Origin of the sequence: Myxococcus xanthus, from assembly GCF_013116825.1 — a bacterium.
Classification (GTDB): Bacteria; Myxococcota; Myxococcia; order Myxococcales; family Myxococcaceae; genus Myxococcus; species Myxococcus xanthus_B.
This window is the reverse complement of the sequence record NZ_JABFNS010000065.1, coordinates 1-15,979: the sequence shown is the minus strand read 5'-3', so window position 1 is coordinate 15,979 and position 15,979 is coordinate 1. Positions and strand designations below refer to the sequence as shown.

Here is a 15,979-nt window from a genome sequence, read left to right as displayed (position 1 = left end):
TCTCAGCGCGGGGCCAGCCGCCGCGCGCCCAATCCGAGCGCCGCGGTGGCCAGCGTTCCCGCGAGCAGCTTCGGCCACCGGGGAGGCGCTGCCTGGCGCACGGGCACCCTCGGCGCACGAGCGGAGACCTCCGGCATCTTCTCCGCGAAGAGCTCCACCATGCCCTTGATGAACGCGAACATCTGTCGCGGTCCCGGGCTGGAGACCCAGTTGCCATCGCGCATCACCGGCTCGTCCACCCAGCGGCCCCCTGCGTTGCGCACGTCGTCGCGGATGCCCGGCCACGCGGCCAGCGCCCGTCCCTCCACGAGCCCCGCCGAAATCAGCACCCAGGGGCCATGGCAGATGACGGCGATGGGCATGTCCAGCGCGTCGGCGTCGCGGACGAAGTCCAGCGCGAGCGCGCTTTGCCGGAGGAGGTCCGGGTTCACGAAACCTCCTGGGAGGAGGACCGCGTCGAAGTCCGCCGCCTTCACCTCGCGCAGGGACGCGTCCACGCTCACCTTCTTCCCGGGAATGAGAAGGTTCATCCCGCGGATGCGGCCCTTGTGGGGGGACACAATCGTCACCTCGGCGCCCTGACGCTCCAGCTTCTTCACCGGCGCTGTCAGCTCCACCTGTTCGAAGCCATCCGCCGCGAGCACGGCCACTCGCAACCCTCTCAGCTTCTTCATCGCGCACACCTCGCTGTGTCGGAACGGTTCGTCGCCTCGACACTGTGCATTCCCGCTGGGTCCGCGCATGCCGGGGGAGGCGGGCAGGGAAGCCCTGGCTCTCCAGGCCCCGCGTTGTGCCTCCTCGGAGGGCGTGCTACCGACGGCGTGTTCTGGAGGTCTTCGAATGTCCGCCGCTTCCGTTCCCCTCCGCCGTGTTCTCGTCGTGGGTGCCGTGATGCTGCTTTCTCCTCTGGGCTGTGCCAGTACCGGGGTTGCTCGCACCGACAGCGAGCAGCCCACCTCGCGTGATGTATCCGCGCCCAGGCCGAAGTGGGGGCTGGTCATCCACGGCGGCGCGGGTGTCATCTCCCGGGAGAACCTCTCCCCAGAGCGCGAGGCGGAGGTCCGCGCCGCGCTGACCCGGTCCCTCCAGGCGGGACACGCGGTCCTGGCCGGCGGCGGCTCCGCGCTGGACGCAGTGAGCGCCGCGGTCCGCATCCTGGAGGACTCTCCGTATTTCAACGCGGGCAAGGGCGCCGTCTTCACGCATGACGGGGTCAACGAGCTGGATGCCGCCATCATGGATGGCACGACGCGCAAGGCGGGGGCCGTGGCGGGCCTGCGGCACGTGAAGAACCCCATCTCGCTGGCGCGGCTCGTCATGGAGCAGTCGCCGCACGTGATGATGGTGGGGGAGGGCGCCGAAGCCTTCGCGAAGTCGCAGGGCGTGGAACTGGTGGATCCGAAGTACTTCTTCACGGAGGACCGCTGGCAGGGCCTCCAGCGCGCGCTGGAGAAGGAGCGCTCGCGGCAGCCGTCCTCCTCGCTCCCGTCGGGATATGACCCGGTGAGCGGAGACCACAAGTTCGGCACCGTGGGCGCCGTGGCGCTGGACCAGGCGGGCGCGCTCGCCGCGGCCACGTCCACGGGGGGCATGACGAACAAGCGCTACGGCCGCGTGGGGGACTCGCCCATCATCGGCGCGGGGACGTACGCGGACGCGCGCTGCGCCGTGTCCGCCACCGGCCATGGCGAGTTCTTCATTCGCTACACCGTGGCGCGCGACATCTGCGCCCGCGTGGAATACCAGAACGTGCCGTTGCCGGAGGCCGCCGACGTCGTCATCAACGACGTGCTGGTGAAGGTCGGCGGCGAGGGCGGCGTCATCGCGATGGACCGCGAGGGCAACGTGGCCATGCCCTTCAACTCCGCCGGCATGTACCGCGGCTACGTGGGCGAGGACGGCCAGCCCTCCGTGGCCATCTTCCGGGACGCGCTCGGGGGGCCTCCCTGAGCGCGCCGTGAGGCGTCAGTCCCGGCCGCCGCGATGTCCCCCATCTCGGCGGTGATGCCCCCCATCGTGGCGGTGATGTCTCCCGCCCCCGTTCCAGCCGGGCGACGCCCGGTGGTGGTGGCCATTGCCCCAGCGATCGCCGTTGTGGCCACGGTAGTGCTGACGCACCGGGCCGGGGCCACGCCGGTAGTGGTGCCCGGGGTGGTAGGCGTGGTGGCGCACCGCCGGGTAGCGGCGCCAGGAGTGCGTGAAGTAGTGCGGGTGCCGGCGCGCCACGGTGATGTGCGCGTGGCGGTAGACGGGCACCGTGACTCGCACCGAGCCCCGGGTGGCCCAGCCGCCAGCGGAGAAGTACCAGGAGGGCCCGCGGCGCATCCACCGGGACGACACGTAGACGAGCCCAGGACGGGGCGGGGCGGCCCACATGCCGTCCACCCACACGTAGTTGACGCCGGCCCAGTACCAGTAGCCGGGCGTCCAGACGTAGGAGGGGGCCGGCGGCGGCGGCGCGTGCTCCACGCGGAGCGGCGGAGGCGCCTGCTGCGTGGACAGCTCCTCGCTCGCCACGGCGATGGGAATCTCCACCACCGGGGAGTCATGCCGGGCCCAGCCGCCGGACACCCACCGCCACATCCGGCCGTCCGGCTCCCAGTAGCCGTTGATGAACCGGTAGCCGTCCATGGGCGCCAGCCAGGTGCCGGCGTTGAAGCGCCACTCGTCGCCGTCCCAGTACCAGTGGCCGGAGGCCCAGACGGCGCCCGTGAAGGGCCGGCCGGAGGGATTCTCGGCGGGGAGCTGGGGCGGGGCGTAGGGCGCCATGGGCGCCGTGTCCTCGTCCTCGAACTCCGTGTCGTCGTACGCGTATTCGGAATATCCAGGCTCTGACGCGGGGACCGGCGCGGTCTGCGCATGAACCATGGGCGCCGCCAGCAAGGTCACCAGACAAGCCCACCATCGAGGAGTCATCGCGTCATCTCCGTGGGTTACCAGACAGATTCTGCCACCGGCCCCCTGGGAGTCCCCAGTGCGGGGCCGGTGTAGAAAAAGGACGCGGTGCCGTCCGGCTTTATTCATCCCCGGCTAGGGCTTTACCAGGACCAGCTCCCGCGTCTGGATGAGGTCCACGTCTCCGGTGAACCCAGAGAACAGCTCGTACTGGGCAGGCATGACGCGGTTGCGCGGCACGCGCAGCGACTCGGTGACGCTGAGCGTCGAGCCGTCCTGCTTCTCGGACCGGGTGAAGCGGCCGAAGGCGTTGTTCGCCTCCAGCGAGGCCTGGGGGTCGGCGAGCTTCCAGCCCTTGGGCATGGACAGCGTCACCTGCGTGCGGCTGGCCTCGGTGGTGTCGATGTAGAGCGGGGTGCGGCGCGTGCTCAGCTGCACGAACCGCCGGCCCAACTGCGCGGGGAAGGTGAGGGGCCCCAGCGCCATCCGCTGGCCGCCCTCCATCCGCCCGAAGCGCGGCACGGTGAACTCGTAGCGCAGCACGAAGGGCGCGCCCACCTGCTCCTGGTTCTCCAGCTTCACGCTCGACAGCGACGCACCGCCGAAGTACCGCGCCACCGCGCCCTGCAGCGCCTGGTTGCGGCTCTCCGCCGACAGCTGGTTGAAGGCCTCGGCAATCTGCGCCGCCTCGAAGCCGGAGTACGTCTCCTCGCCCTGCCCGCTGAGCGTTCCATCCTCGGCGACCTTCAGCGTCAGCTTCACTTCCTTGCCGGGGGCTTCCTTCAGGGGCGGCGTCTGCACCTTCTGCAACGGGCGGCCGGGCTCGGGCAGCAGCCACGCCTCCCGCCCACCCATGGCCAGCTCCGGCAGCTCGCCGAAGGGGCCGTAGCGCACGGACGTGTCCACCCACACCGGCTCGGCGCCGGGCACCTCCACGCGCAGCGCCGCGTACGGCAGCAGCGCGTCCTGGGGGAAGGTGTAGGCCGACGGGTCGGTGTTGAAGGTCCGCACCGCCACCACCCGCGAGGGGATGCCCAGCGCGTCCAGGCCGGCCTTCATCACCGTCAGCCGGCTGCCCCGGTCCTGGGCCACCGTGGACGCCGCCGTCTGGCTCAGGCTCGCGTCCCGGCCGGAGAAGCGCTGCATCACCGCCGCGTGCAAGGCCTTCACCGCGTCCAGGCCGGACTTGCCCTCCGCCGCCTTGCGCGCGAAGGCGTCCACTTCCGCGGTGCGCAGCCAGCGCTCCTGGAAGGCATCGCCGTAGAGCTTCACCAGGCTCTCGTTGCCCGTGTCGCCCGCGCCCACGATGACGAAGGGCAGGTACTCGTTGGCGGAGGGCGGCGCGTCCGGCTCAGGGATGAACGGCGGCACGCGGCGCGTCTCGAAGTGGAACACCTCCAGGTCGCCGTCCACCTTGGGCTCCGGCACCTTCATTCCGTGCGCGTCCACCTTCATGCCCACGCCCTTGGGCGCCACCACCGTGTACGTCACCCAGGCGTTGGGCTGGTTCGCAATCTGGAAGTAGAAGGCGGACGCCGTGAAGCCCGGCTGCGCGGGGCCGCGCGGAGGCTCCGCGAGCAGGTACTCCACCTCCACGTAGTCACCCACGGCCACGCCGGGCAGGCTCACCGTGTCCTTGCCTTCGATGTTCTCCGGCTCCAGCACCCGGCCGTCCGCCTTCAGCGTGCGCAGCGCCAGCACCTGCGCGCCGCGCGGCACATTCACCTCGGCGATCTCCTGCACGCCCGACTGCTCCAGCGCCTTCTGCACCGTGTGGATGCGGTTGACGATGCTGCCGTCGGGGTACACGCGCACCGCCGCCGCATCCAGCACGAAGGCCGCCGCGCTGCCGCCGCTGACGGGCTCCGCCTCGTAGGCGCGGATGGCCTCGCGTCCGTCCACGGCGTACGCCTGCAGCAGCTCGCGGCCCGTCTTCGCGCGCTCCTCCGCGCGGCGCAGCGTCAGGTCGTCGCCCGCCATCACCAGCGCCTTCTCACGCAGCTTGAGCGCCTCGGCCGGCTGGCCCGCGTACTCGCGCACGTCCGCCATGCGCTTCACCAGCTCCGCGTTGCGAGGCCACACGGCCCCCAGCTTCTGGAGCACCGCGGTGGCGTCGTCGAAGCGGCGCTTGGACACGTAGAGGTTGGTCAGCGTGTTGGCCAGGCTGATGCTGCTGGGGTCGCGGGACTGGAGTTCGCTGTACAGCTTCGTCGCCGTCTCCATGTCGCCGCGCGTGCGCGCGTGCTCGGCCTGGCGCACCACCGTCCCCGGGCAGCCATTCAGGGACGCCGCCAGGGTGTCGCTCCGCTCCGCCGCGTCACGGCGGCGGGCCAGACTGTACTGGAGCGTCAGCGCCTCGCACAGGCCGGGCTGGGCCTCCAGCGCCGCGGTGAGTGACTCCTCCGCCAGGGCCTCCACTTCCAGCGCCAGCGCGGCGCGGGCGCGCAGCATGAACACCGGGTGGCCGGCGGGCTGGGCCACCTCGGACGCCGTCTTCAGCATGTCCATGGCGGAGGCGGGCTGGCCCTCGTCGAGGAAGAGCTCCGCGCGCAGCAACAGCGCCGCCACGTTGCCCGGGTCCTTGGCCAGCACGGACTCCAAATCTCGCGTGGCCCGGCCACGCGCCACCTTGGACGGCACGGTGCGGTCCGCGGAGGCGACTTCCGCGCGCAGCCACAGCAGGGCCGGGGTGTTGGCGTCCACCGAGGCCATCAGCCGCCGCGCGCCGTCCGCGTCCCGCTGCAGGCCGTCCCGCACCGCCAGCACGACGGAGAGCAGCTCACCGGCCTCCTCGTGCAGGGCCGTCTTCAAGCCCTCCGTGGTGGGGAACACGCCGGGCGTCTCGTCGGAGAACTCGGCCTTGCTGCCCCAGGCTCGCGGCGCCGCGCCGGTGGCCGCGCTGAAGCGCACGCCGGACGGGCGCCCGTCCACGCGCAGCAGGGCGAAGGTGAGCAGGCCGGAGGTGCCGCCCTTGAGCTGACGCACGACGAAGCGGTGCTTGCCCGCGGGCAGCTGCACGGCGCGCGCGGTGACGGTGGAGGTGGCGCGCTCCCAGGCCCGGCGCTCCATCAGCGGAGCCCCGTCCATCAGCACCTGATGCGAGGTGCCGCTCACGGTGCGAGCCACATAGAGGCCCGGCTCCGTCACGTCCGCGTCGAAGGCCTGGACGTAGAGGTCGCCCTGGCCGGGCTCGCCCGTCAGGTCCATCCGCCCGTCGGGGGCGCGCACCGTGCGCACCGGCAGCGGACCGAAGGCGCCGGTGAAGGGGCCCGCCAGCGAGCCATTCTCGCTCACGGGCGTGCGCTCATCCCAGGCCAGCACGTGGAAGGGTGAGAAGGGCCCCACCAGCGCGACTTCGCTCACCCCGCCCAGTTGCTGCATCGCCGCGTCGCGGGCCTCCGCGTCGCCGCGCACCACGGCCACCGACATCCGCGCGCCGCGCATCAGATAGGCGGCCTCGCCCGTCGCGCCCGCCGCCAGCGCGCGCTCCACGCCGTGGAGGATGTCGTCGTCCAGCGCCCGCGACGTGCCCACCGAGTCCAACACGTGGCGCGCCGCGACGGCCGCCAGCGGGTGCGTGGGCGCGCGCGCCACCAGCTCCAGTGACGCAGTCAGGGCGCGGTCGGGACGGCCCGCGCGGCGTGCCATCAGCGACTGGCCGGCCAGCGCGTAGACATCTCCCGCGTCGCGGGCAATGGCGTCATCGAAGCGCTGTTGCGCCAGCGAGGCATCACCCGCGACGAGCAGGGCGTGGAAGCCGGCGAACGCGAGCGTGCGGGCCTCTTGGGTGCCCTCCTGCGCCTGCTCCGCGGCGGATTCGAGGACGCGCGGTGTCGCCGTGGAAGTGGAACGGTGGCAGCCCGTGAGGGCCGTGACGAGTGCGAGCGCGGCGAAGCCGAGTCGAATGGTGCGCATAGGAGGAGCCAGGGATAGTGCAATCCCTCGGCCGTGGCCATATTCCCCTGCGCTGCAATGTCCGGGGCGCGTACTGCCGGGCGCTCTACCGCCGCTTGGGAGGGCTCTTCGCGGGGGCCTTGGCGGGCTGTTTCTTCGGGGGAGGCGGCGGAGCAGGCCGCTTGGCGGGTACCGCGGCGACCACGGCCTTCGCCACCGGCGCGTCGGGCACGGGCGCCGTCGTCCCCGGAGGCGGCGCGCGCCGCACGGTGTAGAGGAAGCCCTCCGCGCGGCAGGTGCCTTCGATGCAGCCGAAGGCGGGCACGGGCGCGTCTCCGAAGTGCTCCATCCAGCCCGGACCCAGGTTGAGCGGCTCGCCAATGGCCCGCTGGTCCTTGCCCTTGCCGACGTAGCCCTGCATGACGCCGTCCGCGTCCACCCGCAGCTCCAGCGCGGCCTCGCCCTCCGGCGACGCCAGGCCCAGCATGGTGCCGCGGCGCTCGCCCAGGGCCCATTCGAGCCGCAGCGGCGCGCCCGCGCCGTCATGGATGAGCGCCACGTAGCGGCCCGTGCTGCCCTGGAGCAGCAGCGCGGCCGCGGGGGCCTGCAGCGACGGCCCATAGAGCATGACGTAGGCGCGGCGTTTCCAGGTGTCCGGCGGCGCGTCCGCACGCACGCGGGCGCTGAGCACGGCGATGTCGCCGTCCAGCCCCACCACGTCCACGCGGGCGCGGCCCACGCGCGACTGCGAGCGCTCCTCCACGGGCGGGAAGATGATGGCCTTCTCCTCCGCCTCCACCGGCCGTCCGGCGACCAGGAGCGACGGCGCGTCCGGGCCGTGGCCCACCGACACCGTGCGCTTCTCGGAGCCTGTCTCCAGCCGGCCGGGCATGGACCGGGGCGACGGCGGGCCCAGGTCCGCGTTCAGCGCGGCGCCGGGCTGGGGTGGCACGGGCTTCTCCCCGCTGCGCAGCCACTCCCGGCCCAGCACGGCCAGCGCCGCCATCACCAGCAGCACGGCCGCGGCCTGCAGGGCCATGCGCACCACCTTGCGCACGCCCTGGCGGACGCGCTGGAGGTGCGTCAGCTTCACCGGCGCCAGGGACGGCAGGCTGCCCGGGACGAGCAGCTCCAGGTCCGCGATGAGCGTGGTGACGGAGGGGTAGCGGTCCTCCGGGTCCGGCTTGAGGCACCGCGTGACGATGGCGTCCAGCCGCGAGTCCAGCCCCGGCTTGCGCCGCGACGGCGGGTCGAACGTGCCCAGCGGCACCTCTCCCGTGAGCCACTCGTAGAGGATGACGCCCAGCGAGAAGATGTCCGCGCGCGCGTCCGCGCTCTTCGCGTCCACGCGCTGCTCGGGCGCCATGTACGACAGCGTACCCATGGACACGTGCGTGGACGTGAGCGCGTAGCGCGAGGAGGGGCTGGCATCCTCCAGGAAGGACGCCAGGCCGAAGTCCGACACCTTGGCGATGCCGCCGGCCTGCTGGTCCAGCAGGATGTTCTCCGGCTTCAGGTCCCGGTGGATGACGCCGCGGCCGTGCGCGTACTCGATGGCGCGGCAGATCTGCAGCATGCGCCGCAGGGCGCCCATGACGTCCAGCTGCGGCTCGCGAATCAGCTCCCGCAGCGACGGGCCGTCCACGAACTCCATCACCAGGTAGTACGTGGTGTCCGTCTTCCCCTTGTCGACGATGGAGACGATGTGGGGATGGCTCAGGGCCGCGAGCGCGGCGGCTTCCTTCTGGAAGCGCGCGATGAAGGACGGGTCCTTCGCCAGCTCGGGATTGAGGAGCTTCACCGCCACCGTGCGGCCTAGCGAGAGCTGGGTGGCCTTGTGGACCTCCCCCATGCCTCCGCTGCCGACAAGCTTGTCGAGGTGGTAGCCGCTGATGATGTCCGGCGAGCGCGGACGGCTGATCGCGGTGGGGTCGATTGAGGACATGGCGGTGAGCGAAGGGGCGGCCAGGGTAGCAGAAACCCGGCGTTGGAAATGTCGCTCATGCGCGGGTCGGCATTGCCCCCCGGCAAGCCGTCAGGCGCCCCGCCCGCCTGCCGCTCAGGGGCCGGACACTGGGGTGCGGCTGACCGCCTGGCGCAGGCTGTTTCGGACCTGGTCCAGGGAGGAGCGCATCTGCCCATGTCGGACGGACGCCGCCACCGCGCGCGCCAGGGACTTGAGCAGCGTCACTTCCTCCGGCTTCCAGGCGCGGGGACGGCGGCAGTCCTCGAAGGCCACCATGCCCCACCACTGCTGCCGGGAGGGGTTGATGGGGCACAGGAGGATGGACTGCGTTCCCTGGCGCTCCAACAAATCCTTCATCATCGGGGGCGCGTCACGGGTGGGGCACGCCACCACCATGCCGGCCTCCAGCATGTCCACCCAACCCGGCGCGAACTCGCGGAAGGAGAAGGCCCGCATCACCGGGTTGGCCAGCGGCGACGGCGTGGGCGGCTCCGCCCAGGCGTGGCGCATGTCCGTGATGAACCGGCCGTACGTGCCCTGCACGCGGTTCTCCAGGATGTACGCGCGGTCCACGCCCAGCGCGTGGCCCACCATGCTCAGCGCCTCCATGCCGGTGCTCGGGCCCAGGCCCTTCTCCAGCAGCAGCTTCGAGGCTTCCGACACCTTCGAGAAGGCTTCGATCATTGGTGCGCTCGTTCGAGTTCCGTCCCTATCCGGGACAGTCAGTGATTCTCTGAAGTCGCATTAAGCAGGTTTCTTCTGTTTCTGTCAAATCTCACGTTCACTGGACGGATTGACGGGTGTGCGAAAGTCCTGACCCGGATGGGTTTTCTCGGACCTCAATAGGCATTTCGAGAGGATATCTCAGAAATAGAGGTAAGACGGGTTTTTATGGACCCGCAAAGACAACGGGGGTACCTCTCTTGGAAGAGGTACCCCCGCGTGCTGGCTGCAAAGCCGTAAATCTTGATTAGTTGGCCTCGGAGGCGGAGGTGGCCTTGGCGGCCTTCTTCGCCGGCTTCGTGGCCTTCTTGGTGGGCTTGGCCTCGGGGGCCGGCTCGGCCTTCGCCTCTTCGGCCTGGGGCGCCTCGGCGGTCTCGAGCTTGGCCTCGGCGGCGGCGGGCTTGGCTCCGGCAGCGGGCTCGGCGGGAGCCGGGGTGTTGGCGAACGCAGTGGCGGCGGCGAGGAGGGCGGCGGCGAACACGGTCTTCATGAAAAGCTCCGTTGACGAACGACGACGCGAGATTGCGCCGTCCCAGCGAGCGAGGGCTTGAGCAGGCGGCGTGCCAGGAGCGTTGTCAGAGGGAGAGCAGGTGTCTTGCGGGGATGTCCGTGGGGAGAAACTCCGCAGTTGGAGCTCCGACAATGGGGGCGGGCTCCCCAGACGGGCAGTTGCTGCTTTGACGATGACGGAGCACTTGAGCAAGCTGCACGCGTCATCTGGTTGCAGGGTGTCGGCCCAGCACCTTCGCCGCGCATGTCGCGCGGTCATGGTGTGGGAGAGATGGTCCATGCGGTTCCTCAGTTTCGCGACAGCGTTGGCCGTCCTGGGTACGGGTTGCGCGACGGGTATTCCGCTCGAGCGACTGGAGGCCCAGGTCCTCGAGGCGGACCGGTGGCGTCGCGAGTACGAGGCGGAGCGGGAGCGGGCCGAGGCGTTCGCGCTGCGCATGGCCCAGCTGGAGTCCGCGCTGGAGCGGGTGCGGCTGGAGCGCGCGGAAGCGGAGCAGGCGCGCGCGGCGCTGCTGGAGGAGTTGGTGCGCACCGAGGCGGACCGGCACGCGCTGGAGGAGCACAACACCCAGCTGTTGGCGCTGGAGCGCGAGGTCAACGAGCTGAAGGAGTTGAAGGAGATGCACGAGGAGCTGTCGGACGTCTGGTACGAGTCCGCGCTGGAGCGTGCACGGCGGCGGTTGAACAATCCGCCCCAGCCGGCTGCCCTCCCGGCGGCCGGAAACGTCGCCCCGACGGTGCCCTGACGTCCCGCCGGACGCGCGGCGCCGGCCCCGTGATAGAGGAACGGCGTGGCGAGCTCCCGCATCCCCATCCGCGGCTACCGGGCCGGCTTCTTCTTCGTGGTCGTCCTGCTGTCCGCCGTCACCGCCTTCACGTTGTGGACGGAGGTCCGCACGGGCAGCCAGGTGGACGGGTTGGTGCAGGAGGCGCTGGAGCGGGCCGGCTCCATTGGCCGCATCCGCGTGGACGCGCTGTCGCTGGAGGCCGCCATCGAGGCGCATGTCCGCGCCACGGGTGACGCCGAGCGCCGCGCCGCGGACGCGGTGATGGAGCAGATTCTCGCGGACATCCGCGCCTCGTCGGAGGCGTACACCCGCAACCTCCCACAGGGCGAGAAGGCGCTGTGGTACCGCTTCAACGCCGCGTGCCAGGGGCTGGCGGACCAGGTGCGCGCGGCGGCCATCTTCTCACAGCGCCGCGAGGCGGAGCGGGCCCGGCGCCACCTGGCCGAGCGCATCCGCCCGCTGGCGGCGGAGCTGGACGCGCTGGGCGGCGCGCTGGAGGAGGAGAACGCGGCCGAGGCGCGCAGGCTGGTGAACCGGTTGGAGGACCTGCGCGTGCGCAACACCGCCCTGGGCGCGGGTGCCACGCTGCTGGCCATCCTCCTGTCGTCGCTGGTGGGCTGGCGCGTCACCTCGCTGCTCAAGCGCCAGGAGGCCATCATCCAGGGCCAGTTGGAGGAGCTGGGCCGGCACAACCAGGAGCTGGACGCCTTCACGCGGCGCGTGGCGCACGACCTCATCTCCCCGCTGGCGCCGCTCAAGGGCTACCTGACGCTCATCCGCCGCACCGGCGCGGTGAACGACGCGGGCGCGCTGGAGATGCTGGCGCAGTGTGAGTCCAGCGCTGTTCGCATGGGCGAGCTCATCGAGGCGCTGCTGCGCTTCTGCCGCGCCGGTACGCGCGGCGAGAGCACGGTGGGTGAGCTGGACACGGCCGTCACCACCGTGTTGCTGGAGGTGGCGCAGACGGCGGCGGCGCAGGGCGTGGCGCTGGAGCGGGAGCTGGAGCCCGGCGTGGCGGTGGACTGCCCTGGGCAGCTGTTGCAGGTGAGCGCGCGCAACCTGCTCACCAACGCGGTGAAGTACTCGGCGGGCCGGCCCGACCCCCGGGTGAAGGTGCGCGTGGCCACCGAGGACGGCATGGCCGTGCTGGAGGTCGTGGACAACGGCATCGGCATGGCGCCGGGCACCCAGGCCTCGCTGTTCCAGCCCTTCTTCCGCGCGCCCGAGGTGCGCGGGCTGCCGGGCCACGGACTGGGGCTGGTCACCACCAAGCGCGTGGTGGAGGCGCACGGCGGCACGCTGGTGGTGCGCTCGGAAGAAGGAAAGGGAACGCACGTGGTGGTGCGCTTCCCCCGCGTGGTGCGCCCGGCGGCGGGCACCAGCGGTTCTCAGACAACGACTGCTTCCGCCGGAATTCGCAAGGTCGGCACATGAGCTCAGCCCGCATCCTCGTCGTGGATGATGACCCGCAGGCCCGCGATTTGCTCCAGCGCTTGCTGGGGCCGCTGGGGGCGGTGACGCAGGCTCCGGACCCGCGCCGCGCCACCGAGCGCATCGCGGAGGGCGCCTTTGACCTGGTCCTCACGGACATGGCCATGCCCGAGCCGGGCGACGGGTTGAAGGTGCTCCATGAGGTGAAGGCGCAGCTGCCGGACACGCCCGTGGTGGTGGTGACGGCCTTCGGCAACATCGAGGGCGCGCTGGACAGCATCCAGCAGGGCGCCTTCGACTACCTGGCGAAGCCCTTCGACGTGGACGCGATTCTGCGCGTGGCGCGCCGGGCGCTGGAGCAGAAGCGGCTGGTGGAGGAGAACCGCTCGCTGCGCCAGCAGGTGGAGCGCGGTTCGCCGATGCTGGTGGGCCGCAGCCCGGCGCTGCTGGAGGTGTACAAGCACGTGGCGCGCGCGGCGGCCAGCAACGTGCCCGTGCTGATTACGGGCGAGACGGGCACGGGGAAGGAGATGGTGGCGCGCGCGCTGCACAAGCGCTCGCCGCGCATGAACGGGCCCTTCATCCCCGTGGACTGCGGCGCGATTACCGAGTCGCTGATGGAGAGCGAGCTGTTCGGCCACGCGAAGGGCAGCTTCACCGGCGCGTCCGGCGCGCGGCGAGGCGTCTTCGAGGAGGCCAGCGGCGGCACGCTCTTCCTGGATGAGATTGGCGACGTTGGCATGAAGGTGCAGTCGCAGCTCCTGCGCGTGTTGCAGGAGGGCGAAATCCGCCGCGTGGGTGAGAGCGTCCCCGTCAAGGTGGACGTGCGCGTGGTGGCGGCGACGAACAAGGACCTCAAGGCGCGGGTGGCGGAAGGCCTCTTCCGCGAGGACCTGCTGTACCGCCTGGACGTGGTGCACCTGCACCTGCCGCCGCTGCGGGAGCGGAGCGAGGACATCCCCGCGCTGGTGGAGCACTTCGCCGGGCGACATGCGCGCGGCGGCGTGCGGCCGGTGGTGACGCCGGAGGCGAACGCGCGCCTGGCGGCCTACGACTGGCCGGGCAACGTGCGGCAGCTGGAGAACGTGGTGGCGCGGGCGCTGGCGCTCAACGTGACGGGCGTCCTGGGACCCCAGGACTTCCCGGAGCCCATCGGGGATGCGTCCACCCCGAAGATGGCGGGCCTGGCGGGCGACATGCCGAGTCTGGCCGAGCTGTCCCGCCGCTACGCCGCGCAGGTGCTCCAGCACGTGGGCGGCAACAAGAGCGAGGCGGCGCGCCTGCTCGATGTGGACCGCAAGACGCTCTACAAGCTGCTGGAGGCCCCGGAGGCCGAGTCGTAGCGCGCGCGGCGCCCGTCAGTTGCTGACGCCGAGCAGCTCCCGAATCTGCCGTAGCAGCTCGATTTCGGCCGCGTGCACGCTGCCGTCGCTGGCGATGAGCGCCTTCGCCTCCTGGATGACGGCGGAGGGGTTGGTGCGCAGGAGGCCCATGTTCGGCGGAGGCAGGGGCTCGTTGTTCTGCAGACAGCGCGTCAGCGCAGCCAGCTCCTGCAGGGGCACGCTCATGCCTCGCGCGGTGTCCAGGATGTGCCGAATCTCGGAGTGCGCGACGCGGCCATCGACGGTGGCGACCTGGAGCAGCAGCTTGAGGACTTCGACGTGGAACTGTTCGGGGCTCATGTCCCGCTAGGCTGGCTTTTCCTGGGACGCCCGTCCACCTATTGACGGCGTCAGCGCGCGGCGGAGCACCGAATGGCGGTGCTCGAAGAGGCGCCGGATGAAGGCCTCCGCCAGCCGGCCGCCGAAGCGGGGCTCGAAGTCGAGCTGGTCGATGATGTCGACGCCGGCGTGCGCCTCGATGATGCGGCGCTCGTGCCGCCACTGACGCATCGTGCTCATGGGGGACTCCTCGACGAAGCGGCGTCCCGGCTCCAACTCGCGCAGCGTCACGTCGGACCAGCCCACCGGCAGCACGCCGCCCAGCAGCAGCGTGCTGCGGAACAGCGGTTGGCCAGGCTCGAAGGGCACGTCCTCGAGCCTCGCCACGCCCGGAGGCGCCGTCATCCGCAGGTACGGGTGCATCTCCGTGGAGATGCCCTTCATCGACGTCACCCACGCCCAGGCTTCAGCAGGGGTGACCTCCACGTACGACTCGAAGCGGAGACTGCGGGTTGCCATGACGCCCCCGGTCCGCGTGTCACCACGCGGTGTGACGGTAGTCCTTGAAGAAGTTGCCCCAGACGTACTCGCCGCTGTTCTCCGAGGCGATGATGGGGTCCACCACCCGCGCCGCCCCGTCGACGATGTCCAGCGGTGGCTGGAAGTCCAGCTCCTGCACCTTGCGCTCCGCGTGCTGCGCGGGGTCCTCGTCGGTGACCCAGCCGGTGTCCACGGCGTTCATGTAGATGTTGTCCCGGGCGTAGTCCGGCGCGGAGGTCAGCGTCATCATGTTGAGCGCCGCCTTCGCCATGTTGGTGTGCGGGTGTTTGTCCGTCTTCGTCCCGCGCGAGAAGCTGCCCTCCATCGCGGAGACGTTCACCACGTGGCCGGGAGACGAGCGGTCCCTGAGCATCAGCGGCTTCAGCTTCCCGACGAGGATGAAGGGGGCCACCGCGTTGATGAGGTGGACCTCCAGCATCTCCGCCGTCTGGACCTCGGCGAGCCGCAGCCGCCACGAGTTCATGTCCCGCAGGTCCACCTGCTGCAGGTCCGCGTCCAGCCGGCCCTGCGGGAAGAGGGCGCGCTCGTCCCCCTCCTGCTCCAGGTTGTAGGGCAGCATGGACAGCGCGGCGGAGGAGTGGATGCCCAGCGCCGGGTCGCTGCTGCGCCAGGTGGTGGCCAGCTCCGAACCGCCCGCGTTGCCCGCGCCCAGGGCGGCCGGTTGCACCGTGGCGACACAGGCGTCATGGCCCGCGAGCAGCGCGCGCGCCGCCGCCGGCAGGTCGTCCGCGCGGCGCATCTCTCCCGGCAGCAGGTGGCCGTAGAAGCCTGGGGGCCGGCGCACCGTCTGCGCGGCGTTGTTGATGAGGATGTCCAGGCGCTCGTGCGTCTGCTCGATGTACTTCGCGAAGAGCTCCACGCTGGGCGCGTGCCGCAGGTCGAGCCCGTGGATGTGCAGCCGGTGCGCCCAGTCCGCGAAGTCCGGCTCCTGGACGTAGCGCTTCGCGGCGTCGTTGGGGAAGCGCGTGGTGGCGATGACGCGCGCGCCGGAGCGCAGCAGCATCAGCGAGGCCTGGAAGCCAATCTTCACCCGGGCGCCGGTGATGAGCGCGACCTTCCCATTCAGGTCGGCGCGCTGGGTGCGCTTGGCGTAGTTGTAGTCCGCGCACTCGATGCACATCGCGTCGTAGAAGAAGTGCAGCTTGCGGTACTCGGCCTTGCAGACGTAGCAGCGGCGGGGCTGCTCGAGGATGCGCTCGGGCCCTGCTTCCGTCGGGGGCGGCGGGGGCAGCGCCGGCACCGTGAAGATGGCGGAGCGGCGCAGGGTGCGAATCTCCGTCGTGGCGCGGATGGCGCGGTCGTGCTCGCGCTTCGTCTTCTTCCTGTCTCGGCGCAGCGCCTTCGCCATCCGGGACTTGGTGTCGCGGTCCGGGTGCAGCACGCGGCCCGCGGCGCTCAGGAAGGCGATGCGGTCCTCCTCGGGGAGGCCGGCCAACAGGAAGCGGTCCTCGCTGATGGCCTCCAGGACCTGGGTGATGCGGCGTACCTCGTCCAGGGACAGGGGGGCAGCGGGCGGCGCTTCGGGGGCGGGAATCGGAGCAGTCTCGGCG

13 protein-coding genes are annotated in these 15,979 nt (G+C 71.2%); 4 read left to right on the top strand and 9 right to left on the bottom strand.

The window, feature by feature from the left end:
- Positions 1–2 precede the first annotated feature (2 nt).
- Positions 3–674: a type 1 glutamine amidotransferase domain-containing protein gene (locus tag HNV26_RS19845; RefSeq protein WP_171441708.1), complete on the bottom strand. Its 672-nt coding sequence runs from the start codon at positions 672–674 to the stop codon at positions 3–5.
- A 166-nt stretch (positions 675–840) separates the two neighbouring features.
- Here HNV26_RS19845 and HNV26_RS19840 point away from each other — a divergent pair, with 166 nt between their 5' ends.
- Positions 841–1,950 (top strand): isoaspartyl peptidase/L-asparaginase family protein, encoded by a 1,110-nt coding sequence (locus HNV26_RS19840; protein ID WP_171441707.1) that lies wholly within the window; start codon positions 841–843, stop codon positions 1,948–1,950.
- 15 nt (positions 1,951–1,965) lie between these two features.
- Here the strand turns inward: HNV26_RS19840 and HNV26_RS19835 are convergent, their stop codons facing one another.
- The 5 genes from HNV26_RS19835 to HNV26_RS19815 all read right to left on the bottom strand — a co-directional run bounded on the left by HNV26_RS19835 (position 1,966) and on the right by HNV26_RS19815 (position 9,968).
- Positions 1,966–2,916 (bottom strand): YXWGXW repeat-containing protein, encoded by a 951-nt coding sequence (locus HNV26_RS19835; protein WP_171441706.1) that lies wholly within the window; start codon positions 2,914–2,916, stop codon positions 1,966–1,968.
- Between the two features lie 114 nt (positions 2,917–3,030).
- Complete coding sequence (locus HNV26_RS19830) at positions 3,031–6,810, bottom strand: DUF3858 domain-containing protein (protein WP_171441705.1); 3,780 nt, start codon at positions 6,808–6,810, stop codon at positions 3,031–3,033.
- A gap of 85 nt (positions 6,811–6,895) precedes the next feature.
- On the bottom strand, positions 6,896–8,734 hold the full coding sequence (locus tag HNV26_RS19825; RefSeq protein ID WP_171441704.1) for a serine/threonine-protein kinase: 1,839 nt from the start codon (positions 8,732–8,734) through the stop codon (positions 6,896–6,898).
- A 114-nt stretch (positions 8,735–8,848) separates the two neighbouring features.
- A complete protein-coding gene (locus HNV26_RS19820) occupies positions 8,849–9,439 on the bottom strand; it encodes a GAF domain-containing protein (RefSeq protein WP_171441703.1) in 591 nt (196 codons plus the stop codon).
- Positions 9,440–9,725: 286 nt separating this feature from the next.
- Positions 9,726–9,968, bottom strand: a complete 243-nt coding sequence (locus HNV26_RS19815; RefSeq protein WP_171441702.1) for a hypothetical protein — start codon at positions 9,966–9,968, stop codon at positions 9,726–9,728.
- Positions 9,969–10,266: 298 nt separating this feature from the next.
- Here HNV26_RS19815 and HNV26_RS19810 point away from each other — a divergent pair, with 298 nt between their 5' ends.
- Genes HNV26_RS19810 through HNV26_RS19800 form a run of 3 tightly spaced genes read left to right on the top strand, consistent with a single transcriptional unit; the run spans position 10,267 to position 13,550 of the window.
- A complete protein-coding gene (locus tag HNV26_RS19810) occupies positions 10,267–10,734 on the top strand; it encodes a hypothetical protein (protein ID WP_171441701.1) in 468 nt (155 codons plus the stop codon).
- A gap of 45 nt (positions 10,735–10,779) precedes the next feature.
- On the top strand, positions 10,780–12,210 hold the full coding sequence (locus tag HNV26_RS19805; protein ID WP_090484865.1) for a sensor histidine kinase: 1,431 nt from the start codon (positions 10,780–10,782) through the stop codon (positions 12,208–12,210).
- A complete protein-coding gene (locus tag HNV26_RS19800) occupies positions 12,207–13,550 on the top strand; it encodes a sigma-54-dependent transcriptional regulator (protein WP_171441700.1) in 1,344 nt (447 codons plus the stop codon). The genes HNV26_RS19805 and HNV26_RS19800 overlap by 4 nt, the downstream gene beginning before the upstream one ends.
- A gap of 15 nt (positions 13,551–13,565) precedes the next feature.
- On the opposite strand, the gene HNV26_RS19795 is transcribed toward HNV26_RS19800, so the two are convergent.
- The 3 genes from HNV26_RS19795 to HNV26_RS19785 form a co-directional block, all read right to left on the bottom strand.
- Entirely contained in the window at positions 13,566–13,889 is a 324-nt protein-coding gene (locus HNV26_RS19795) for a TerB family tellurite resistance protein (RefSeq protein ID WP_171441699.1), read from the bottom strand.
- Between the two features lie 6 nt (positions 13,890–13,895).
- The gene (locus HNV26_RS19790) at positions 13,896–14,387 is read right to left on the bottom strand and encodes an Rv1443c family protein (protein ID WP_216612524.1); all 492 of its coding nucleotides are present in this window, start codon (positions 14,385–14,387) and stop codon (positions 13,896–13,898) included.
- A 19-nt stretch (positions 14,388–14,406) separates the two neighbouring features.
- On the bottom strand, positions 14,407–15,979 hold a 1,573-nt coding region (locus HNV26_RS19785; protein WP_253816819.1), incomplete at its 5' end, for an SDR family NAD(P)-dependent oxidoreductase.

What these genes read in the sequence shown, in the direction of transcription:
- HNV26_RS19835 (WP_171441706.1), bottom strand. Translation starts at nt 2,916, where the DNA reads ATGACTCCTCGATGGTGGGCTTGTCTGGTGACCTTGCTGGCGGCGCCC.
- HNV26_RS19800 (WP_171441700.1), top strand. Translation starts at nt 12,207, where the DNA reads ATGAGCTCAGCCCGCATCCTCGTCGTGGATGATGACCCGCAGGCCCGC.
- HNV26_RS19790 (WP_216612524.1), bottom strand. Translation starts at nt 14,387, where the DNA reads ATGGCAACCCGCAGTCTCCGCTTCGAGTCGTACGTGGAGGTCACCCCT.
- HNV26_RS19815 (WP_171441702.1), bottom strand. Translation starts at nt 9,968, where the DNA reads ATGAAGACCGTGTTCGCCGCCGCCCTCCTCGCCGCCGCCACTGCGTTC.
- HNV26_RS19795 (WP_171441699.1), bottom strand. Translation starts at nt 13,889, where the DNA reads ATGAGCCCCGAACAGTTCCACGTCGAAGTCCTCAAGCTGCTGCTCCAG.
- HNV26_RS19840 (WP_171441707.1), top strand. Translation starts at nt 841, where the DNA reads ATGTCCGCCGCTTCCGTTCCCCTCCGCCGTGTTCTCGTCGTGGGTGCC.
- HNV26_RS19830 (WP_171441705.1), bottom strand. Translation starts at nt 6,810, where the DNA reads ATGCGCACCATTCGACTCGGCTTCGCCGCGCTCGCACTCGTCACGGCC.
- HNV26_RS19820 (WP_171441703.1), bottom strand. Translation starts at nt 9,439, where the DNA reads ATGATCGAAGCCTTCTCGAAGGTGTCGGAAGCCTCGAAGCTGCTGCTG.
- HNV26_RS19810 (WP_171441701.1), top strand. Translation starts at nt 10,267, where the DNA reads ATGCGGTTCCTCAGTTTCGCGACAGCGTTGGCCGTCCTGGGTACGGGT.
- HNV26_RS19825 (WP_171441704.1), bottom strand. Translation starts at nt 8,734, where the DNA reads ATGTCCTCAATCGACCCCACCGCGATCAGCCGTCCGCGCTCGCCGGAC.
- HNV26_RS19845 (WP_171441708.1), bottom strand. Translation starts at nt 674, where the DNA reads ATGAAGAAGCTGAGAGGGTTGCGAGTGGCCGTGCTCGCGGCGGATGGC.